General features: G+C 63.2%; 18 protein-coding genes. 4 read left to right on the plus strand and 14 right to left on the minus strand.

Annotation, left to right across the window (positions count from 1 at the left end):
* Positions 1-70: 70 nt before the first annotated feature.
* Entirely contained in the window at positions 71-1,510 is a 1,440-nt protein-coding gene (hydA, locus tag ACIP02_RS21745) for a dihydropyrimidinase (RefSeq protein WP_400620394.1), read from the minus strand.
* A gap of 344 nt (positions 1,511-1,854) precedes the next feature.
* On the opposite strand from hydA, the gene ACIP02_RS21750 reads away from it, so the two are divergent.
* On the plus strand, positions 1,855-3,345 hold the full coding sequence (locus ACIP02_RS21750) for an NCS1 family nucleobase:cation symporter-1 (protein ID WP_400620396.1): 1,491 nt from the start codon (positions 1,855-1,857) through the stop codon (positions 3,343-3,345).
* 127 nt (positions 3,346-3,472) lie between these two features.
* Entirely contained in the window at positions 3,473-4,756 is a 1,284-nt protein-coding gene (locus tag ACIP02_RS21755; protein WP_400620398.1) for a Zn-dependent hydrolase, read from the plus strand.
* A gap of 360 nt (positions 4,757-5,116) precedes the next feature.
* On the opposite strand, the gene ACIP02_RS21760 is transcribed toward ACIP02_RS21755, so the two are convergent.
* The 3 genes from ACIP02_RS21760 to nhaB all read right to left on the minus strand — a co-directional run bounded on the left by ACIP02_RS21760 (position 5,117) and on the right by nhaB (position 8,528).
* A complete protein-coding gene (locus ACIP02_RS21760; protein ID WP_400620401.1) occupies positions 5,117-6,076 on the minus strand; it encodes a ribonuclease Z in 960 nt (319 codons plus the stop codon).
* Positions 6,077-6,278: 202 nt separating this feature from the next.
* Positions 6,279-6,824 (minus strand): lipocalin family protein, encoded by a 546-nt coding sequence (locus ACIP02_RS21765; RefSeq protein WP_400620404.1) that lies wholly within the window; start codon positions 6,822-6,824, stop codon positions 6,279-6,281.
* Between the two features lie 201 nt (positions 6,825-7,025).
* On the minus strand, positions 7,026-8,528 hold the full coding sequence (gene nhaB, locus ACIP02_RS21770) for a sodium/proton antiporter NhaB (RefSeq protein WP_400620406.1): 1,503 nt from the start codon (positions 8,526-8,528) through the stop codon (positions 7,026-7,028).
* A gap of 150 nt (positions 8,529-8,678) precedes the next feature.
* On the opposite strand from nhaB, the gene ACIP02_RS21775 reads away from it, so the two are divergent.
* Both ACIP02_RS21775 and nudC read left to right on the plus strand, forming a co-directional pair.
* A complete protein-coding gene (locus ACIP02_RS21775; RefSeq protein WP_400620409.1) occupies positions 8,679-9,491 on the plus strand; it encodes a crotonase/enoyl-CoA hydratase family protein in 813 nt (270 codons plus the stop codon).
* Positions 9,492-9,527: 36 nt separating this feature from the next.
* Positions 9,528-10,358: an NAD(+) diphosphatase gene (gene nudC, locus ACIP02_RS21780; RefSeq protein ID WP_400620411.1), complete on the plus strand. Its 831-nt coding sequence runs from the start codon at positions 9,528-9,530 to the stop codon at positions 10,356-10,358.
* Here nudC and ACIP02_RS21785 read toward each other — a convergent pair.
* From ACIP02_RS21785 to mnmA, 10 genes are all read right to left on the minus strand, one after another.
* Complete coding sequence (locus tag ACIP02_RS21785) at positions 10,326-11,105, minus strand: TSUP family transporter (RefSeq protein WP_400620413.1); 780 nt, start codon at positions 11,103-11,105, stop codon at positions 10,326-10,328. The genes nudC and ACIP02_RS21785 overlap by 33 nt on opposite strands.
* A 122-nt stretch (positions 11,106-11,227) precedes the next feature.
* Positions 11,228-12,115, minus strand: coding sequence for an RHS repeat-associated core domain-containing protein (locus tag ACIP02_RS21790; RefSeq protein WP_400620416.1), 888 nt, complete (start codon positions 12,113-12,115; stop codon positions 11,228-11,230).
* Positions 12,116-12,345: 230 nt separating this feature from the next.
* A complete protein-coding gene (locus ACIP02_RS21795) occupies positions 12,346-13,176 on the minus strand; it encodes an alpha/beta fold hydrolase (protein ID WP_400620419.1) in 831 nt (276 codons plus the stop codon).
* Between the two features lie 236 nt (positions 13,177-13,412).
* The gene (locus tag ACIP02_RS21800) at positions 13,413-14,702 is read right to left on the minus strand and encodes an NAD(P)/FAD-dependent oxidoreductase (protein WP_400620422.1); all 1,290 of its coding nucleotides are present in this window, start codon (positions 14,700-14,702) and stop codon (positions 13,413-13,415) included.
* A 220-nt stretch (positions 14,703-14,922) separates the two neighbouring features.
* Entirely contained in the window at positions 14,923-16,878 is a 1,956-nt protein-coding gene (locus ACIP02_RS21805; RefSeq protein ID WP_400620425.1) for a DNA topoisomerase III, read from the minus strand.
* Positions 16,879-17,103: 225 nt separating this feature from the next.
* Entirely contained in the window at positions 17,104-17,532 is a 429-nt protein-coding gene (locus tag ACIP02_RS21810; RefSeq protein ID WP_400620428.1) for a GNAT family N-acetyltransferase, read from the minus strand.
* Complete coding sequence (locus ACIP02_RS21815) at positions 17,525-18,691, minus strand: JmjC domain-containing protein (protein WP_400620431.1); 1,167 nt, start codon at positions 18,689-18,691, stop codon at positions 17,525-17,527. Before ACIP02_RS21815 ends, ACIP02_RS21810 begins: the two co-directional genes overlap by 8 nt.
* 81 nt (positions 18,692-18,772) lie before the next feature.
* Complete coding sequence (gene purB / locus ACIP02_RS21820) at positions 18,773-20,143, minus strand: adenylosuccinate lyase (RefSeq protein WP_400620434.1); 1,371 nt, start codon at positions 20,141-20,143, stop codon at positions 18,773-18,775.
* A 270-nt stretch (positions 20,144-20,413) separates the two neighbouring features.
* Positions 20,414-21,040 carry a high frequency lysogenization protein HflD gene (hflD, locus tag ACIP02_RS21825; protein WP_201204149.1) on the minus strand — a complete coding sequence of 209 codons (627 nt, stop codon included), beginning with the start codon at positions 21,038-21,040 and terminating at the stop codon, positions 20,414-20,416.
* A complete protein-coding gene (gene mnmA / locus ACIP02_RS21830; RefSeq protein ID WP_400620437.1) occupies positions 21,037-22,161 on the minus strand; it encodes a tRNA 2-thiouridine(34) synthase MnmA in 1,125 nt (374 codons plus the stop codon). Before mnmA ends, hflD begins: the two co-directional genes overlap by 4 nt.
* Between the last annotated feature and the right edge of the window lie 30 nt (positions 22,162-22,191).

Raw genomic sequence — 22,191 nt, forward strand, 5'->3', positions numbered from 1 at the left:
TACAAGGGACCGCGCATTCCTGTAGGAGCGGCCTTGTGTCGCGATGGGCTGCGCAGCAGCCCCAATGGCTTCAGCGCTGAACGGGCGTCGGTCGCTGCAGGTCGGCCCGACGCCCCAGCACCTCATACACCGACGGATACGCCGGCCGCTCCACATAGCGCCCCGCGCCGGCCTCGGCGCGCAGGTCGCCATCGGCCCATAGCACCTTGCCCTGGCTGATGGTGTGGCTAGGCACGCCACGCACGGTGCGGCCTTCGAAGATGTTGAAGTCCACCCGCTGGTGGTGGGTCTGGGCCGAAATAGTGCGCGTGCCCTGAGGGTCCCACAGCACCAGGTCGGCATCGGCGCCGACACGAATGGCGCCCTTGCGCGGGAACAGGTTGAAGATCTTCGCCGTGTTGGTCGACGTCAGCGCGACGAACTCGTGCATCGACAGGCGTCCGCTGTTCACCCCGGCATCCCACAGCACCGCCATGCGGTCCTCGATGCCGGCGGTGCCGTTGGGGATACGGCTGAAGTCATCGCGGCCCATGGCTTTCTGCTCGGCGCAGAAGCAGCAGTGGTCGGTGGCGGTGGTGTGCAGGTTGCCCGACTGCAGGCCGCGCCACAACGCTTCCTGGTGCTCGCGCGGGCGGAACGGCGGGCTCATCACGTAGCCTGCCGCGGTAGCCCAGTCCGGGTCACGGTAGACGCTGTCGTCCAGCAGCAGGTGGCCTGGCAGGACTTCGCCGTACACCGGCTGGCCCTTGGCCCGCGCATAGGTGATTTCATCCAGTGCTTCGCGGCTGGAAATGTGCACGACATACAGCGGCGTACCAATGGTTTCGGCGATGCGGATGGCGCGGCTGGCGGCTTCACCTTCCACTTGCGAGGGGCGCGAAAGGGGGTGCGCCTCTGGCCCGGTCAGGCCCTGGGCCAGCAGTTTCTTTTGCAGGTGGTACACCAGCTCGCCATTCTCGGCGTGCACGGTAGGCACCGCACCCAGTTGCAGGCAGCGCTCGAAGCTGGCCACCAGGGTGTCGTCGGCGGCCATGATCGCGTTCTTGTAGGCCATGAAGTGCTTGAAGCTGTTCACCCCATGCTTGGCCACCAGCTCGCCCATCTCTTCGGCAACCTGCTCGCTCCACCAGGTGATGGCAACGTGAAAGCCGTAGTCGCTGGCGCTTTTTTGTGCCCAGCCACGCCAGGTATGAAACGCCTCCAGCAACGACTGCTGCGGGTTGGGGATGACGAAGTCGATGATCGACGTGGTGCCGCCGGCCAGGCCTGCCGCAGTGCCGCTGAAGAAGTCTTCGCTGGCCACGGTGCCCATGAATGGCAACTGCATATGGGTGTGCGGGTCGATGCCGCCGGGCATCAGGTACTGGCCGCTGCCGTCGAGGATCTCGCAGTCGGTAGGCGGTTCCAGGTTCGGCCCAATGGCTCGGATCAGGCCATCGGCACACAGGACATCGGCGGGGTAACTCTCTTCGTGGGTAACCACGGTGGCGCCACGGATCAACAGGGACATGCCGTTTTCCTCGCAGGCTGACCGGTCTCATGGCCGGTTCTTGGAATTGTCTGGTGTTAGGGCGGGCAGGGCGGTTAATCCTGTCAGGCCTGACAAGATTCGAGGCTAGATGCTGATCTGGAATTCAGCAAGAAAATTTCCTATTAATTTTGTGGATTTTTAACATATTGATTTTAAATGATTAATTTTTATTGGCCCGTTGAATACGGGGCTTTCAGGATTTTTGACTAACTTGACAAGATAAAAATTTGGTCAAGATTTCTAAGCACCGTTACGCGTGTGTACTCCGGCCATCGAATTAGCCCGATGAGCAAACAACTACAAAAAAGTCTGGAGAAAGGCCCATGCAACAGAGCAGATCGGAAGTGGTCGAGCAGGCTGGCCTGTTCGAGCTGGCCGAGGGCAGCGATGTCCTTGACAGCCCGCGCTACAACCATGACATCGCACCGACCAAGGTGCACCAGCGCACCTGGAACAAATGGCACATCACAGCCCTGTGGGTGGGCATGTCCATCTGCGTCCCCACCTACACCCTCGGCGGCGTGCTCACCGCCTACTTCGGCCTCAGCGTCGGCGAGGCGCTGCTGGCGATTCTGCTGGCCAACGTGATCGTGCTCATCCCGCTTACCCTCAACGCCTTTCCCGGCACCAAGTACGGCATCCCGTTCCCGGTGCTGCTGCGTTCGTCGTTCGGCATCCTCGGTTCCAACGTGCCGTGCCTGATCCGCGCGGTGGTCGCCTGTGGCTGGTTCGGTATCCAGACCCTGTTCGGTGGTTTGGCCATTCACCTGTTCCTGGGGTCGGTGTTCGATGGCTGGAAGGCCCTGGGCGGTACCGGCGAGGTGATCGGCTTCATGGTCTTCTGGTGCCTGAACCTGTGGGTGGTGTTGCGCGGTGCCGAGTCGATCAAGTGGCTGGAAACGCTGTCGGCCCCGCTGCTGGTGGCGGTGGGCGTGGGCCTGCTGTTCTGGGCCTTGCCGCACATGTCGATGACCGAGTTGCTGGCGCAGCCGCCCAAGCGCCCGGAAGGCGCCAGCGTGGTCAGCTACTTCTGCGCCGGGCTCACGGCCATGGTCGGTTTCTGGGCCACGCTGTCGCTGAACATTCCCGACTTCAGCCGCTACGCGCGCAGCCAGAAGGACCAGATTCTCGGGCAGATCTTCGGCCTGCCACTGACCATGTTCCTGTTCGCCTCGCTGGGTGTGGTGCTGACCGCGGCCTCGGCCTCGCTGGTGGGCGAGACCGTGTCCGACCCGGTCAGCCTGATCGGCAGGATCCACAGCCCGTTCTGGGTGGCCCTGGCCATGGCGCTGATCGTGATCGCCACACTGTCGACCAACACCGCGGCGAACATCGTGTCGCCCACCAACGACTTCCAGAACATCGCCCCACGCCTGATCGGTCGCAGCCGCGCGGTGTGGCTGACCGGCTTCATCGGCCTGGCGCTGATGGGCCATGAGTTGCTGAAGAAGCTGGGCTGGATCGTTTCCGACCTGAGCCTGGAAAGCGTGTATTCCAACTGGCTGCTGGGTTATTCCAGCCTGCTTGGGCCGATTGCCGGGATCATGGTGGTGGACTACTTCCTGATCCGCCGGCAACAACTGGACCTGGCCGGCCTGTACCGCGACGACGTTTACCCGGCGTGGAACTGGCCTGGGTTCGCCGCCTTCGCCTTGCCGGTGGGGTTGACCGTGATGGCGATCGGCAACAGCAGTTTCAGCTGGTTCTATGACTACGGCTGGTTCACCGGCTCGCTGCTGGGCGGGGCGTTGTACTACGTGTTCGCCGGGTTTGCGGCACGCAGCCCGGCGCGGCTGGCCAAGCCCTTGCCCTGACACCGCGCTGGCTTCTTCGCGGGTAAACCCGCTCCTACAAAGATCGCGGGCTGCGCAGACCCTTGTAGGAGCGGGTTTACCCGCGAAGAGGCCCGCACAGACAACAAAAAGCCTGAAGGAGAAACCCATGACCCCAGTCCAAGACATCCTGAAGACCACCGCTCACCACATCGACAGCGCCCGCCTGTGGCAATCGCTGATGGACCTGGCCCGCCTCGGCGCCACGGCCAAGGGCGGTGTCTGCCGCCTGGCCCTGACCGACCTCGACCGCCAGGCCCGCGACCTGTTCGTGCAGTGGTGCGAGGCTGCAGGCTGCACGGTCAGCATCGACGCCGTCGGCAACATCTTCGCCCGCCGCCCCGGGCGCAACCCCAAGCTGACACCGGTAATGACCGGCAGCCATATCGACACCCAGCCCACCGGCGGCAAGTTCGATGGCTGCTTCGGCGTAATGGCAGGGCTGGAGGTGATCCGTACCCTCAACGACCTGGGTGTGGAAACAGAGGCACCGCTGGAGGTGGTGGTGTGGACCAACGAAGAAGGCTCGCGCTTTGCCCCGTGCATGATGGGTTCGGGGGTGTTCGCCGGCAAATTCACCCTGGCAGAGACCTTGGCCAAACGCGATGCCCAGGGTGTCAGTGTTGGCGATGCGCTGAACGCCATCGGCTACGCCGGCGCGCGTGCGGTGCTGGGCCACCCGGTGGGGGCGTATTTCGAAGCCCATATCGAGCAAGGGCCGATACTTGAAGACCAGGCCAAGACCATCGGCGTCGTCCTGGGTGCCCTCGGCCAGAAATGGTTCGACCTGACCTTGCGCGGCGTCGAAGCCCATGCCGGCCCGACGCCCATGCACCTGCGCAAGGATGCCCTGGTCGGCGCAGCCGCCGTGGTCGAGGCGGTCAACCGCACCGCCCTCGGCCACCAGCCGCATGCCTGCGGCACGGTGGGTTGCCTGCAGGCGTACCCAGGCTCGCGCAACGTGATCCCGGGCGAAGTGCGCATGACCCTGGACTTTCGCCACCTTGAGGGCGAACAGTTGAATGCGATGATTGCCGAGGTGCGCACGGTAATCGAAGCGACCTGTGCCAAGCATGGCCTGAGCCACGAACTGGTGCCCACCGCCGACTTCCCGGCGCTGTACTTTGACAAAGGCTGTGTCAATGCCGTGCGCGAGTCGGCCACGGCGCTGGGTTTGCCGCACATGGACATTGTCAGCGGGGCCGGGCATGACGCGATCTTCCTGGCAGAGCTCGGGCCGGCGGGAATGATTTTCGTGCCCTGCGAGAACGGCATCAGCCACAACGAGATCGAGAACGCCACGCCTGACGACCTGGGGGCGGGTTGTGCGGTGTTGCTGCGGGCGATGCTGGCCGCGTCGGAAGCGATTGCCAGCGGGCGCTTGGCGGCATAGTGGAAAGGAGGGTTGTGGAGCGCTTCGCGGGTACTCGCCACTGCATCTTCATCGCCTGTGACATCGAGCGCCGCCCGCGCGGCGCTTCGCGGGGCAAGCCCGCTCCCACATCTGTTTCGGGCCAGTTATTCCTGCTTCCTCCGCACTCGCACCCTGGGTGCATGGCTGCAGATTGCAGAAAAGCACAAGCGACACCTTGAATACTGAGGGGAACAAACAAGGCGGACAGCGGTGGCCTCACAGGAGTGACTGGCCCGAAACAGATGTGGGAGCGGGCTTGCCCCGCGAAGCGCCGCGCGGGCGGCGCTCGATGTCACAGGCGATGAAGATGTTGTGGCGAGCAGCCCGAAGCTCCACGATTCATCCCGCCAGTTCAAGACAGCCATCGCGCCCAATGTGATAGCGCTGCAGGTCCTGCGCCAGCACCAGCTGCCCGCTGTAGTGGGCCAGCGCTTCCGCGCGCACATCATTGATGCTCGGGCTGCGCCGTGGGTCGCTCTGGTAGCGGGCGCTGAAGTGTGTCAGCACCAGGTTGCGCACGCCAGCCGCCTCGGCAAAGCACGCCACCGCTGCGGCAGTGCTGTGGCCAAAGGTGACCCCGGTACGCTCGACCACCGCCTGGGTGAAGGTGGCTTCATGCACCAGTACATCGGCACCCTTGGCTGCGTCGGCCAACAGCTCGGGGTTGTCGTTGTCGCCGCACACGATCACCCGCCGTGGCGGGCGCGAAGCGCGCAGGTAGTCGTTGCCGTTCAGTAACTGCCCGTCGTGTTCTACGGTCAGGCCTTTGGCCAGCTCGCCCCACAGCGGGCCACGCGGGATGCCTTCGGCTTCCAGGCGCGGGATGTCCAGGCGCGGTTCCGGGTTGAGCTCGGTAAACACAAAGCCCACGCTGGGTACCCGGTGCGACAACTGCACCGCAGTCACTTGCAATGCCTGATTGCTCCACTCGACCAGGTCTTCCACGGCCAGCAAGCGCAGCTCGAACGGCAGGAACGTGTCGCTGGCCACCAGCCCTAGGCGTAGCCAGTCATGCAGCGCGGCGGGCAGGACAACGTCCAGCGGCTGTGTTCGCCCGTTCATGCCGGCGCTGGCCAGCAGGCCGGGCAGGCCGAAGCAATGGTCGCCGTGCACGTGGGTGATAAAGATCGCCTGCAGGTCGCGGATCGACAGGGGCGTGTGCAGCAATTGATGCTGGGTACCTTCGCCGCAATCGACCAGGTACCAGTGGCTGCCACTGGCTTCGATCACCGCAGTGGCGCTGACGTTGCGTGCCTTGGTTGGCACCCCGGCAGAGGTGCCGAGGAACAGCAGGTCCATGTTCAGGCTCCTTGTTTCAGCCTAACAGCGCCAGGTCGCGCAGCAATGCCTGCAGCCCTGCGGCACCAGCGGGATGGAACACGCACAGGGCAAGATAACGGATACGGGGGGCTTGCAGTGGCGCGGTACTCACGGTCTCGTTCCTTCGAGGCGATAAACGGCGCACACCTTAGCCTGAATGCCGCAAACCGTCGATGGCCCGCTACTCGGCCTGGCGCCAGATCAGCTTGCTGGTGTCATAGCCCTGTTCGCGGGCAATCGTCAGCAGCTGTTCGCGTTGCTGGTCGGTGACCGCAGGCGTGCGCGAAAGCAGCCACAGGTACTCGCGGTTGGGGTGGCCGACGAGCGCCACGCGGTAGTCCTTGTCGTGATAAAGCACCCAGTACTCGCCTTTGGTCAGGTCGGGGGCCAGGCGGCTGAACCAGTTGTCGAAGCGCACCCACAGCTTGTCGGTGCTGCCCGGTTGCTGGGCCTCTGCGATGCCTTTGGCTTCATTCCACTGACCGTCCTTTTCCTGGCAGCGGTTGGTCACGTCGATACGGCCATCCGCGCGCAGGCCATAGTGCGCCTCGGACTGCACGCAGTTGCGCTGGAAGAACATCGGCAACCGCGCCAGTTCATACCAGGTGCCCTGGTAGCGTTGCAGGTCGACCTGCTGCGTGCGCGGCGGCGCCGGGTGATCGTTGCCTGCGCAGCCGAGCAGGGCCAGGGTCATGCAGGAAAGCAGCAGTGTGGTGCGCAGCGCCATGGTCGACCTCCTTGAAGCGGATAGGGGCTTGCCTGAGCTTTGATACCGGCGCGGGGCAAAAGTCGTATGCGGTTGAGATGGGTTCGAGGTTTGGATGTGCATGCCTTGCGGATGATGTCGCCTGTGAGATCGAGCGCCGCCCGCGCGGCGCTCGATCTCACAGGCGCTGAAAATGTTTCGGTGAACACCTGCGGCGCTCGATCACAACCAGTAAGTCACCGCCCACCACCCCAACCCACCCATCACAACGGTATAAGGCAACGCCATCCACACCATCCGCCCATACGACAGCCGAATCAGCGGCGCAATCGCTGAGGTCAGCAGGAATAGGAATGCCGCCTGCCCATTCGGGGTCGCCACGCTAGGCAGGTTGGTACCGGTGTTGATCGCCACCGCCAGCGTCTCGAAGTGCTCGCGGCTCATGCCACCATTGAGAAACGCCTGTTTCACCTCGGTGATATAGATGGTGGCGACAAACACGTTGTCACTGATCGCCGACAGCAAGCCATTGGCCAGGTACAACATGCCCGGCTGTTGATCAGCCGGCAGCGTCAGCACCCAGCTGATCAACGGGCTGAACAGCTGCTGCTGGTGAATCACCGCCACCACGGCAAAGAACACCACCAGCAACGAGGTGAACGGCATGGCGTCCTGGAAAGCGCGGCCCAGGCGGTGTTCGTCGGTGATGCCGGTGAACGCGGTGATCAGTACAATCACCATCAGGCCGATCAGGCCAACCTCGGCCACATGCAGCCCCAGGCATACGATCAGGATCAGTGCGGCCAAGCCTTGCACCCACAGCGCGACGCGCTGGGCCTGGGTACGCGCGGCGTCGTCCTCGGCGGCATAGGCAGCCAGCACCTGGCGCACCGGCTCAGGCATCAGCGTGCCGTAGCCAAACATGCGCAGCTTCTCCAGCAACACACAGGTCAGCAGGCCGGCGCCGAGCACCGGCAGCGATACCGGTGCCACCTTGAAGAAGAAGTCGGCGAAATGCCAACCCATCTCATGGCCGATCAGCAGGTTTTGCGGCTCGCCCACCAGCGTACACACACCGCCCAAGGCAGTACCCACCGCGCCATGCATCAGCAGGCTGCGCAGGAAGGCGCGGAACTGGTCCAGGTCGTCACGGTGCAACGGAGCGATCTGCTGGTCGCTGTCCAGTGCGCTGTCCTCGCGTGGGTTGGCCCCGGACGCAACGCGGTGGTACACCGCATAGAAGCCGACCGCCGCGCTGATGATCACCGCCGTCACGGTCAGCGCGTCAAGAAACGCCGAAAGAAACGCCGACAGCACGCAAAACAGCAGCGACAGCATGGCTTTCGAGCGCACGCCGAGCAAAATGCGCGAGAACAGGAACAGCAGCAGTTCCTTCATGAAATGGATGCCGGCCACCATGAACATCAGCAGCAGAAGCACCGGAAAGTTGTGCTGTAACTCTTCGTACAGCGCCTGTGGCGTGGTCATCTGCAATAACAGGGCTTCGACCAGCAATAGCCCACCGGGCATCAGCGGGTAGCACTTCAGTGCCATGCCCAGGGTGAAGATGAACTCGATCACCAGCGCCCAACCGGCCGCAACCGGGCCGACGGTTACCAGCAGCAGCGGGTTGAGTACCAGGAACAGGCAGATGACAGCCTTGTACCAAAGCGGCGACTGGCCCAGGAATCCGTGGGCGAGGGCGCCGGGCAGGGAGCGCGACATGAATATGTATCCTTATGATTCAGCGATGGCGCACGTTGCCGGATCGGCACGCCTTAGGCAAGGCGCGCAGTCCCGTTTTTGGCACAAGTACGGTCATTGGCCTGGGTTACCATCCGCGCTATGAACCCTTCACCCGCAGGAGTGCAGCCCGTGACCGAGTACAGCGCGTTCAAGGTCGAATTGACCGACAGCATCGCCCACGTTCAGATCAACCGCCCGGAGAAGGTCAACGCGATGAACGCGGCCTTCTGGGAAGAGATCGTCGACATCTTCCAGTGGATCGACGACACCGATGCCGTGCGTGCGGTGGTGATCAGCGGTGCCGGCAAGCACTTCTCTGCCGGCATCGACCTGATGATGCTGGCTTCGCTAGCCGGCCAAATGGGCAAGGATGTGGGCCGCAACGCGCGTTTCCTGCGCAAGACCATCCAGCGCCTGCAGGCCTCGTTCAATGCCGTCGACAACTGCCGCAAGCCGGTCCTGGCTGCGGTGCAGGGCTATTGCATCGGTGGCGCCATCGACCTGATCTCGGCGTGCGACATGCGCTACTGCAGCAGTGACGCACAATTCTCGATCAAGGAAATCGACATGGGCATGGCCGCCGATGTCGGCACACTGCAACGTTTGCCACGTATCATCGGCGACGGCATGATGCGTGAGCTGGCCTTCACCGGGCGCAATGCAGCGGCTGACGAGGCGTTGCGCATCGGCCTGGTCAACCGGGTCTATGATGACCAGGCTGCGCTGATGGATGGGGTCTTTGCCATCGCCCGCGAGATTGCGGCAAAATCGCCGATCGCCGTGGCCGGCACCAAGGAAATGCTCAGCTACATGCGCGACCATCGCATCGACGATGGCCTGGACTACATCGCCACCTGGAACGCCGCGATGCTGCAGTCCGAAGACCTGCGCGTGGCCGTGGCGGCGCACATGAGCAAACAGAAACCGTCGTTCGCCGACTGATCGGGCCGGGGGACGCGCAGTCAAGGAACCCCCGACATGTCAGCACGCTGGACTACCGCAGTACTCGACCCGCAGATCACCGGGGGGCTGGCCGTGGCGCGCAGCCCGGAAGGGTTCCTGGTGGACGCCAACGGCGCGCTGTTCCCCCGCGACTGGCTCAAGCGCCAGGACCTCGACGTGCTGTGTGAGCACGGCATCGGCCACTTCGACGGCCAGCCGGTGTTCCTGCTGGAGCTGCGCAGCGCCACTGACGTGCCAGGCTGCAGCTGGCGCGGGTTACGCGCGTTCATGCTTGAAGGCGACTTCGACCTCTACAAGGTGCTGGGCTACGCCGCGCAAATTGGCACCTGGGCCCGTGAGCACCGCTTCTGCGGTAGCTGCGGCCAGGCGATGACGCAAATCCGCTGGGAGCGGGCGATGTACTGCCAGCCCTGCGACCTTCGCAGCTACCCGCGCATCTCGCCGAGCATGATCGTGCTGGTGACCCGTGGCGACGAAATCCTGCTGGCACGCTCGCCACGCTTCGTCACCGGGGTGTACAGCACCCTGGCAGGCTTTGCCGAGCCGGGCGAGTCGGCCGAGGACTGCCTGGTGCGCGAAGTGCGTGAAGAAGTGGCGGTGGAGGTGCAGAACATCCAGTACGTCGGCAGCCAGTGCTGGCCGTTCCCGCATTCGATGATGCTCGGCTTCCATGCGGAGTACGCGGGTGGCGAGATCGTCATGCAGCCGGATGAGATCGAGGACGCCCAGTGGTTCAGCGTTCACGACCTGCCACCGCTGCCGGCCGGGCGGTCGATTGCCCGGTATCTGATCGACCTTTATGTCGCCAGGCGCTTAGGGTTGGCCGAACCAGTGTTGCCACGCTAGGCGTACGGTCAACGCCAGCACCACGGTGATGAACACCGGGCGGATGAACTTGCTGCCGCCGCTGATCGCCGTGCGTGCGCCGAAGAAGGCGCCGACCATTACCGACAGGCCCATGCACAGGCCGACGATGTAGTCCACTTGCCCGGAAATGATGAACACCGTCAGCGCCGCGATGTTGCTGACAAAGTTCATGCTGCGCGCCACGCCGCTGGCGCGGACCAGGTCGATGGGGTACAGCAGCAAGGTGCTGACCGTCCAGAACGCGCCTGTACCTGGGCCGGCCACGCCGTCATAGAAGCCCAGGGTGAAACCTTGCGGCACCTGCCACTTTTTCTTGATCGGCGCGTCGGCATCCAGCGGTGCCTTGGGCGTACCGCCGAACAGCAGGTAGATGCCACAGGCGAAGACGATCACCGGCAGCATCTTGTTCAGCCATTCGGCGGGCATGTAGTGGGCGATGACCGCGCCGATCAAGGCCCCGGCCAAGGTGGCGAACAACGCCGGGCGCCACTGTGCCGGGTGAAACAGCTTGCGCTTGTAATAGGTGAAACCGGCGGTGGCCGAACCGAAGGTGGAACTGAGCTTGTTGGTGCCCAGTACCAGGTGCGGCGGCATGCCGGCGGTTAGCAGGGCCGGCGTGGTAAGCAGGCCGCCACCACCGGCGATGGCATCGATGAAGCCGGCGACGAAGGCGACCAGGGCCAGGATCAGCAGGGTTAGGGGTTCTACGGTGAGTTCGAGGGGCATGGGAGGCTTCAGGCAGTGTGTTCGCAGCTCAACCTGCTGCGGTTTGGGCGCTATATTAATGCCTTTAGGCTACGGCTGTCAGTGGCTCAATTGCCAGAGTGTGTGATTCGAATTTCTTGGTTTTACTGTTTTCTGGTCAATTTGTTTGCTGCTGTTGGAGAAGTCGAAGAATACGAGGTGAACGATGTGCCAGGTAGCGGTTCTTGAACTGCAGGGTAAGACGGCAAGATACTCTCCAGATTTTTTTCATTTTTTGCCACTATCCACTCCAGAGATTGGCGGCTTTCACGTTCAAAAAGGTCGATGATTCGATCGTATGCAAGATCGCCTGTGGTATCGATGTAAACTTCGCCCTTGTTCAACGAGCGCTCAAGGACGCCCAGGGCTTTGCCTGTGTCTGAAATATACTTAAGTTCTTTTGGGTTTGTGCTTTGGTTGGCGAGAGTTCGATATCTTTCCAATGCTGGATGTTCCTTTATCGCAGCGAGCGCCAGATCACGGCGCTGCATTACTGATTTACCCTTGAGTTTCGAATTAAGCCATGTGATCGGGCCGTGACCCGATGGGTCGTGATAGTTTAGCGGGTCTCCACTGCAATAAGCATAGGTGTTATGCCCACCCCTTCCGAACGGGCTTTCACTGTCAGGTGAGTGGAATCTCATTAACGCAGGGTTGTAATTACGGTAGCCATTACCCAGGAAGTAGCAGTGGGTAAGATTGTCATGCCGCTGGCCTGTGAATGCTAAAAGAGCGTCGGCGGATTGGAGTCTGTCAGTTTGGCCGTAAACGGTATAGATAAGGCTGATTGTGCGGTCGTGATAAATGCTGTTTAAGATGGATGATTGTGCATCTGTGATCAATAGTGGTGTTTCGATGGATTGTTCGTTTGTGCGTAGTTCTGCAAAAGTTGTGCTCAAGTTTGAGAATGCCGTAACGGACTGATCGCTGCCAATGGCTGAGGACAGATGGCCATTCTTGTAGAATAAACGCTGCTTACTGTTCTTTGGCATGGTTAGCCTGCTGGTGAGGGAAGTGATTGACTGGGACTAAACTCGGGCAAAACGGGCAGGCACGCAACTGGCAAATATGCCAGTTGCATATGGGTCCAAGATAAATGTGTTGCCTATGCCGGCCCTTTCGCGGGTGAACCCGCTCCTACAGGTTATATGCACATCTGAAGACTTGTGCGGTCCCTGTAGGAGCGGGTTTACCCGCGAAGAGGACGGTTCAGGCGATCACATCAGCTGCGGATAAACGCCAGCAAATCCGCGTTGATCACATCGGCATGGGTGGTCGGCATGCCATGCGGGTAGCCTTTGTAGGTCTTCAGCGTGCCATTGGGCAGCAGCTTGGCCGACAGCACCCCTGCGTTTTCATACGGCACAATCTGGTCATCGTCGCCGTGCATCACCAGTACCGGTGGCTGGATGCCTTTCAGGTCCTCGGTAAAGTCGGTCTGGGAAAATGCCACGATGCCATCGTAATGGGCCTTGGCACTGCCGATCATGCCCTGGCGCCACCAGTTGCCGATGATGCCTTCGCTGGCTTCGACACCGGGGCGGTTGTAGCCGTAGAAAGGCCCTGCCGGCACATCGCGGTAGAACTGCGCACGGTTGCTGGCGACCTGGGCCTGGAAACCGTCGAACACCGACTTGGGCAAGCCGCCGGGGTTGCCGGGTGTTTGCACCATCAACGGCGGCACGGCGGCGATCAGCACTGCCTTGGCCACCTTGTCGCCAGGGTGCCGGGCCATGTAGCGCACCACCTCGCCACCGCCAGTCGAGTGGCCGACATGCACGGCGCCCTGGATACCCAGGTGTGCGACCACAGCGGCCACGTCGTCGGCGTAGTGGTCCATGTCGTGGCCGTCCCATACCTGGCTGGAGCGGCCATGGCCACGGCGGTCGTGGGCGATTACGCGGTAACCGTGGGCCAAGAAGAACAGCATCTGCGCGTCCCAGTCATCGGCACTGAGTGGCCAGCCGTGGTGGAAGTGGATCACCGGTGCATCGCGGGGGCCCCAGTCCTTGTAGAAGATCTGTACGCCGTCCTTCGTGGTTACATAGCTCATGGTCGTGTCTCCTGGGTGCAGGAAGCGAAGGGAGCTATTGAGAATAGAGGGTTTTGGCTTGGCACTGGACATTGTGATGGTCCAGGCCTGCGCGGTCCCTTGTAGGAGCGGCCTTGTGTCGCGAAAGGGGGGGCGTAGCGCCCCCAAATTTTCAGCTTCGCCGCAGATATTGCCGGGGCCGCTTTGCGGCCCTTTCGCGACACAAGGCCGCTCCTACAAGGGACCGCGTCAACCGATCAGACGCGGTCGCGCATGCGGTACCAGGCTTTCGCGGCTGCCTCCAGCGGCGCGGCCAGCAGGTCGCCGCCGGGGAAGCGGCCGTTGTCGATGCCTTGATACAACGTCAGCAGGTCATCGTCTCCGAGAATGGCATCGCTCACCGCCCGCGCCGCTGCCAGGGTAGGCAGCACGCCGTGGCCGGAGAAACCCTGCAGCCAGTAGCGCTGGCCTTCACGGCCAACATCCGGGGTGCGCTGCAGGCTGCAGTCGATATGGCCGCCCCACGCGTAGTCGATTGCCACCCCGGCCAGTTGCGGGAACACGCGCTCCAGGAAGGGGCGGGTGGCGCTGGCGACGTCTTTGGGAATACCGCCCAGGTAGGTGCAGCCACCGCCAAACAGCAGGCGATGGTCCGGGGTAAGGCGGAAGTAGTCGGGTACGAACTGGTTGTCGATCACGCAACTGTTGCGCGGCAGCAGCGAGCGGGCGAAATCGGCCTGCAGCGGCGCGGTGGCTACCTGGTAGGAGCCGACCGGCAACAGGCGCCGTGACAGGTTACGGTCGAGGCGGTCGATGTAGGCGTTGCAGGCCAGTACCAGCACCTGGCAGCGTACTTCGCCACGTTCAGTGCGGGCGATATAGCCGTCGCCAGCCTGTTGATAGCTGAGTACCTGGCTCTGTTCGTGGATATGCCCGCCGGCTGCTTCGATGGTGTTGGCCAGCCCTTGGGCCAGTTTCAGCGGGTTGAGGTGAGCGCCTTTGGCGTCGTATAGCGCCGCCTGGTAGCGTGGGCTGTCAATCCATTGTGGCAGCTCGTCACGGCCGATCAGGCGCAGGGCGTCGTAGCCCCATTTGTGTTCTGCTTCGTGCAGCGCCTGTTCAAGCATTTTCACCCGGCGTGGCATGACCGCCGTCCATAGGCTACCCAGCCGGTAATCGATGTCGAAGCCGTGGCGCTGGGGCAGTTCGCGCATCTCGTCGGCGGCCCAGCACATGCTGGCCCACAGGCGCTGGGTACGTTCGACGCCCAGGGCCTTTTCCAGTGGCGGCATGTCGCACGACCAGCCCAGCAGCGCCTGGCCGCCATTGCGCCCGGACGCAGCCCAGGCTACCCGGCTGGCCTCCAGCAGGGTGACGCGCTTGCCGGCCTGGGTCAGGCGCAGGGCAGTGTGCAGGCCGCTGAAACCGGCGCCGATGACCAGTACATCGGTGTCGTGGGTGCCTAGCAGGGAAGGGCGTAGGGGGATGTTGGCGGGGTAGGTCTGGGCGTAGTAACTGGCGATGTGCTGGGCGGACTGCTTGAACATGCATGGCCTCATGAAAATTATTGTGATTATTTTCATGAAAACTTAGCAGGTAAATTTCATGGTGCCAATGTGTCGGCCAGATTTCTGGTTTACCTGTGGTTGATGGGCTGTTTGTGCTGGCCTCTTCGCGGGTGAACCCGCTCCTACAAAAGAGCGCGCAATGCTGTGACGTAGGAGCGGGTTTACCCGCGAATAGGCCGGGCCTGAAATTGCAAAAACCTCAGGTTGCCGCCTTTCTCCTGGGCTGCCGTGGCTTACTGGTAGCCGTGGCCCCTGCCGTCTTACCCTTCCCGCCACTGCGCCGCTTTTTCTTCCACGGCGGCGCCGCCCCGGCCGCCGGCCCGCTGATGGTCATGCGCATACCGCTGCAACGCTCGACCAGCTTGCCCATCCACGCCGACTGTCGGGCGACGAATTCTTCCAGGGCCATTTCACCGCTCTGCACCATGTCGAGCGCCTGTTCCCAGATTGCCGTGGTGCCCGGATCGGCAATGGCGCGCGGCACGGCGTCGATCAGGCTGAACGCCGCAGGGGTGGCCGACAGTGCCTTGCCGTTCTTCACCAGGTAGCCCCGGTCAAGCAGCCCCTGGATGATGCTGGCACGGGTGGCCTCGGTGCCGATGCCGGTGGTTTCCTTGAGCTTCTGCTTCAGCCGTGGGTCATCCACCAGTTTGGCGACGTTCTTCATCGCCTTGATCAGGTCGCCTTCAGTAAACGGCTTGGGCGGCTGGGTCCACAGGTCTTTCAGTTGCAGGCCCTGCACGCTGCAGTCCTGCCCTTCTCGCAACGTAGGCAGTACCTGGGCGGGTGGTGCTTCGCGGCCCTTGGTTGGGGTCAGCGCCTCGGGCAGGGCGCGGCGCCAGCCCGGTTCGACGATCTGCTTGCCCACCGCGCGCAGGGCATGCCCGGCACAGTCGAAGTCGGCCTGGGTGCGGTCGTACTCGTGGTTGGGCAGGAACTGCGCCAGGTAGCGGGCGCGGATAAGGGTATACACGGCCTTGTGCTTGGCCGGCAGGCGCGACGGGTCGTTGGCCGCGGCGGTGGGGATGATGCCGTGGTGCGCACTGACCTTGGCGTCGTTCCAGGCCCGCGAGCGGCGCTGCGGTTCCAGGTAGGGCTGCAGGGGCGCCAGGCTGGCATCGGCACGTTGCAGGGCGGCGAGGATGCCCGGTGCCTCGGCGTGCTGGCTTTGCGGCAGGTAGCCGCAATCGCTGCGCGGGTAGGTGATCAGCTTGTGGGTTTCGTACAGCGCCTGGGCGATATCGAGGGTTTCCTGGGCGCCCAGGCCGAACTTTTTCGAGCACAGCTCCTGTAGGGTGCCAAGGTCGAAGGGCAGCGGCGCCGCTTCGCGTACGCGTTCGGTGGCGACCTTGACGGCCCGGGCCGTGCCGGCCTGGTGCATGTCGGCGGCAGCCTGTTGTGCCAATTCCTGCTTCAGGCAGCGGCCTTGATCGTCACAAGCGTCTTCGGGGGCGCGCCATGGGGCGTTGAAGCGCTGGCCGGCGTGTTCTAGTTGCACATCGATAGCCCAGAACGGCACCGGCACGAAGTCGGCGATGCTGCGATCACGGTCGACCACCAGGCGCAAGGTGGGCGTTTGCACCCGGCCCACCGGAAGCACGCCCTGGTAGCCGGACTGGCGGCCCAGCAGGGTGAACAGCCGACTCATGTTCATGCCGATCAGCCAGTCGGCGCGCGAGCGGCCCAGCGCCGAGTGGTACAGGTTGAAGGTTTCGTGGCCGGGCAGCAGGCGCGCCAGGGCCTTACGGATGGAGGCGTCATCCAGTGCCGACAGCCACAGGCGCTGCACCGGGCCGCGGTAGCGGCAGTGTTCGACCAGCTCGCGGGCGATCATTTCGCCTTCGCGGTCGGCGTCGGTGGCGATGACCAGCTCCCGTGCTTCGCCGAGCAGGCGCTTGACCGCCTTGAACTGGCTGGCGGTTTTTGGCTTGACCAGCATCTTCCATTTGTCCGGGATGATCGGCAGGTCGGCCAGGTTCCAGCGTTTGTAGCGCTCGTCGTAGCTGTCGGGCGGGGCGGTTTCCAGCAGGTGGCCGATGCACCAGGTGACGCAGACGTCGGTGCCTTGCCAGCAGCCGTCGCCCTTGCGGGTGGCGCCGAGCACTTTGGCAATGTCTTTTGCCTGGGAGGGTTTTTCGCAGAGGAACAGGCGCATGGCCGGGGACGCTTTATCGGGGGTGATGGGCACTAGGATGCGCAAGCGGGGGCGCGGAGGCAAGTTTTATCTGGATGGATGTACAGGTTTTTGTCAGCAAGCATGTCTTCAGCCTGTGCTTGCTTCTTCGCGGGTGAACCCGCTCCTACATGTATCGTGTTCCCATGTAGGAGCGGGTTCATCGAGGCGTCGAACCGCCGCGAAGAGGCCGGTGCAGGTTATGGATCAGGCGCGCGAGTCGCGCACCATGTCCACGTGCGGGATGCCGGCTTCGAGGAACTCTTCGCTGACTACACGAAAGCCCAGCCGCTCGTAGAACGGCGTGGCATGCACCTGGGCGCTGAGCATCTGCTGCTTCAGGTCGCGGTTCTGCGCTTCGGCGATCACGGCGTTCATCAGTGCATCACCCACCTTCAAGCCGCGCCAGTCCTTCAACACCGAAATGCGGCCAATGGTACCGTCAGCCAACAGGCGCGCGGTGCCGATCGGATAGTCGCCTTCCAGGGCCAGGAAGTGCTGGGCTTCGTGGTCTTCCGAGTCGAACTCCAGTTCTGGCGGAATGTGCTGCTCGGCAACGAACACCGCTTCACGAATACGGCGGATGTCGGCGTTGTCCTTGTGCCAATCGGCGAGGCGAACGCTGATCTTATTCATTGGCAAATCCCAGGCTTCCTTGTTTGACCAGCTGCTGTACCAGCATAAGGCCATCTTCGTCTTGCAGCCAGTCTGCCAGGTTTTCGATGTGCAGGGCGTCGGCCGCGCACACCAGCTTCAGCAGTTCGCGCAGTTTGCCCGGCAGCGGGCAGCTGCGGCCGCTGGCGAACAGCAGCAGGTCGTCTTCGAATTCCGACCAGGCCAGGCGGGCAGCCGGGTTGCGGATCAGGATGGCGCCTTGTTCAAGGGCGTCGATCAGTTCTTCTTCGCTCAGTTCCTCGCCAGCGATCTGCTCCGGGTAGCGCGGCTCGGTCATGAACTGGCCGAACCAGGTCAGCAGCAGGTCCTTGTCGCCCATGTGCTTGTCGAGCAGCGCCTTGAGGCGGTCGAGGGCGTCGTGCTGGATCTGGTGCGGGTCGCTGACCGGCTGGGCGTCGGCGTCGCTGTAGCGCTCTTCGTCGGGCAGGAACTGGCCGAGGAAGTCGGTGAAGTGGGTCAGCACTTCGGCGGCGCTCGGGGCACGGAAGCCGATCGAGTAGGTCAGGCAGTTATCCACGGCCACGCCGTAGTGGGCCAGGCGCGGTGGCAGGTAGAGCATGTCACCCGGTTCCAGGGTCCATTCTTCGCTCTGCTCGAACTCGGCCAGGATGCGCAGGTCGGCGTGCTCCAGCAGCGGGCTGTCGCTGCTGCACATCTGGCCGACTTTCCAGTTGCGCTGGCCGTCGCCTTGCAGCAGGAACACGTCGTAGTTGTCGAAGTGCGGGCCAACGCTGCCACCCGGGGCGGCAAAGCTGATCATCACATCATCGATGCGCCAGCTTGGCAGGAAGCGGAAGTTTTCCAGCAGCTCGGCCACTTCCGGGACGAACTGGTCGACGGCCTGCACCAGCAGGGTCCAGTCCTTTTCAGGCAATTCGGCGAAGGTGTCTTCGTTGAACGGGCCACGGCGCAGTTCCCACGGGTGGGCGCCGTGCTCCAGCACGATACGCGACTCGACTTCTTCTTCCAGGGCCAGGCCGGCCAGTTCGTCGGGGTCGATCGGGCTGATGAAGTCCGGGAAGGCCTGGCGCACCAGCAGCGGCTTCTTCTGCCAGTAGTCACGCATGAATTCGCGGGCCGAGATGCCGCCGAGCAGCTGCAGTGGAGTATCAGGATTCATGGTCAACCTATTGAAAAAACGTAATTTTCGTCCGGGAATAAAAACGCCCGGCCAGGCCGGGCGTTGTGCGCGACGGTCAGCTTAGATGCGTTTGGCCTGGGCTGCCGCGTTACCGATGTAGGTAGCGGGGGTCAGCAGCTTGAGTTCGGCCTTGGCGTCGGCAGGCATGTCCAGCCCGTCGATGAAGGTCAGCAGCGCTTCAGGGGTGATGCCCTTGCCACGGGTCAGCTCTTTAAGCTTCTCGTAGGGGTTTTCGATGTTGAAGCGGCGCATCACGGTCTGGATCGGCTCGGCCAGCACTTCCCAGCAGGCGTCCAGGTCGGCGGCAATGCGGGCCTGGTTGACTTCCAGCTTGCCGATGCCTTTCAGGCTGGCTTCATAGGCGATGACGCTGTGGGCAAAGCCCACGCCCAGGTTGCGCAGCACGGTGGAGTCGGTCAGGTCGCGCTGCCAGCGCGAGATCGGCAGCTTGCTGGCCAGGTGCTGGAACAGTGCGTTGGCGATACCCAGGTTGCCTTCGGAGTTTTCGAAGTCGATCGGGTTGACCTTGTGCGGCATGGTCGACGAGCCGATTTCGCCGGCAACGGTCTTCTGCTTGAAGTAGCCCAGCGAGATGTAGCCCCACACATCACGGTCGAAGTCGATCAGGATGGTGTTGAAGCGGGCGATGGCATCGAACAGCTCGGCGATGTAGTCGTGCGGCTCGATCTGGGTGGTGTACGGGTTGAACTGCAGGCCCAGTTCGTCCTCGATGAAGGCGCGGGCGTTTTCTTCCCAGTCGATCTGCGAGTAGGCCGACAGGTGGGCGTTGTAGTTGCCCACGGCGCCGTTGATCTTGCCCAGCAGCGGCACGGCGGCAACCTGGGCGATCTGGCGCTCCAGGCGGTACACGACGTTGGCCAGTTCTTTGCCCAGGGTGGTCGGCGAAGCCGGCTGGCCGTGGGTGCGCGACAGCATTGGCACGTCGGCGTGGGCGTGGGCCAGGGCGCGGATGGCGTCGGCGATCTGGCGCATCAGCGGCAGCAGCACGTCGTCACGGCCAGCGCGCAGCATCAGGGCGTGGGACAGATTGTTGATGTCCTCGCTGGTGCAGGCGAAGTGGATGAATTCGCTGACCTTGGCCAGCTCAGGCAGCTGGGCGGCCTGCTCCTTGAGGAGGTATTCGATCGCCTTGACGTCGTGGTTGGTGGTGCGCTCGATTTCCTTGACGCGCTCGGCGTGCTCCACCTTGAAATCGGTGGCCAGGTTGTCCAGCAGGGCGGTGGCTTCGGCGGAGAACGCCGGCACTTCGCCGATCTGCGGGTGGGCGGCCAGGCGCTGCAGCCAGCGTACTTCGACCAGGGCGCGGAAACGGATCAGGCCGAATTCGCTGAAGATGGGGCGCAAGGCCTGGGTTTTGCCGGCATAACGGCCGTCTACAGGGGAAACCGCAGTGAGCGAAGAAAGCTGCATGGGGTGTTCTCGGACAGTCAGGCTTTTGGAAGGGCGCATATCATACATGAAATTTGCGCCCGGGTCGGGTGGCTGACCAAAGGTCGGCTCTAAAAAGCGTGTCGCGGTGCCTGTGTAGGAGCGCCTGTGGGAGCGGCCTTGTGCCGCGAAAGGGGCGCGCAGCGGCCCCAAATTCTTCGCCCCGGCACAAATTGCCGGGGCTGCTGCGCAGCCCTTTCGCGGCACAAGGCCGCTCCCACAGGCCGCTCCTACAGGGTTTGGTGTCGCCAGTCAGGAAGGCGAACGCATCATGTCGTACAGTTCGTTAAGCAACTTGCGGCGGCTGAATACCAGCTGCCAGCGGTGCCCGCCGAGTTGGCGCCACAGGCGCGCAGCACGGATGCCGGCCAGTAGCAGGGCGCGGATCTTCGAGGCGTTGCTGGCCTGCTGCAGGAAACGCATGTCGCCGTGCACCTGGATGCGCTGGCGCAAGGTGCTGAGGGTGTCCTGGTACAAGGCTCCACTGGAAGCGATGACGTTTTCATGAACCAGGCCGAAATGCTCGGCCTGCGACTGGATCTGCGGCAAACGGTTGCCGATGGTGTCGAGCAGGTCGCCGCGCTTGTTCAGCTGGCGTTCCAGGCCCAGCATCGACAGGGCATAGCGCAGCGGCTCGCGCTGCAGGCTGCTGGGGTCGCGCTCCAGCGCGCCCGCCAGCGCGCGGTAGCCGTCACGCAGGTTCAGGTCGTCACCGCCGAACACCTCCAGGGTGTCCTTGGGGTCGCGCACCAGCAGGCTGCCGAGCATGCAGCCGATGTCGGCCTCGCCGGCCTGGCCGGTGCGGGCGATGCGGTCGACCAGTACGGCGGCCTGAAATACGCCGCCCAGGGCAATCAATTGCTCCTGCAGGTTGCTCATGCGCGCGGGCTCCACGGCTCGGCGGCTTCGATCACACCGCCGCCCAGGCACACCTCGCCGTCATAGAACACCACCGACTGACCCGGGGTAACGGCGCGCTGCGGCTCGTCGAACACGGCGCGGTAGCCGCTTGCGGTCCGCTCCAGGGTGCACTGCTGGTCGCTCTGGCGGTAGCGCACCTTGGCGGTGAGCTGGCGCGGGCTGCTGAGGTCGACCGGGTTGACCCAGAAGATTTCCGAGGCGAGCAGGGCGCGGGAGAACAGCCATGGGTGTTCGTTGCCCTGGCCGACCACCAGCACGTTGCGGGTCAGGTCCTTGTGCAGCACGTACCACGGCTCGTCGCCGGCGTCTTTCAGGCCGCCAATACCCAGGCCCTGGCGCTGGCCGATGGTGTGGTACATCAAGCCATGGTGGCGGCCGATCACTTCACCTTCGGTGGTTTCGATGTTGCCTGGCTGGGCAGGCAGGTATTGCTTGAGGAAGTCGCTGAAGCGGCGTTCGCCAATGAAGCAGATACCGGTCGAATCCTTTTTCTTCGCGGTGGCCAGGCCGTGCTTTTCGGCGATGGCGCGGACTTCGGGCTTTTCCAGTTCGCCAACCGGGAACAGTGTACGGGCGATTTCCTTGCCGCCGACGGCGTGCAGGAAGTAGCTCTGGTCCTTGTTCGGGTCCAGGCCCTTGAGCAGTTCGGTGAGCGCGCCGGTGTCACGACGGCGCACATAATGGCCGGTGGCGATCAGGTCGGCACCCAGCGACAGGGCGTAATCGAGGAACGCCTTGAACTTGATTTCGCGGTTGCAGAGGATGTCCGGGTTGGGCGTGCGGCCGGCCTTGTACTCTTCCAGGAAGTGCTCGAACACGTTGTCCCAGTATTCGGCGGCGAAGTTGGCGGTGTGCAGCTTGATGCCGATGCGGTCGCACACGGCCTGGGCGTCGGCCAGGTCTTCACGGGCGGTGCAGTATTCGGTGCCGTCGTCTTCTTCCCAGTTTTTCATGAACAGCCCTTCCACCTGGTAGCCCTGCTCGATAAGCAGAAGGGCGGAGACGGAAGAGTCCACGCCGCCGGACATGCCGACGATGACGCGGGTCTTGGCGGGGTCTTTGAGTGCTGGGCTGGTCATGGGTACCGGTGTGTATCAAGGGGAAAAACG

Origin of the sequence: Pseudomonas sp. NPDC089408 (genome assembly GCF_044749445.1) — a bacterium.
Lineage (GTDB): Bacteria > Pseudomonadota > Gammaproteobacteria > Pseudomonadales > Pseudomonadaceae > Aquipseudomonas.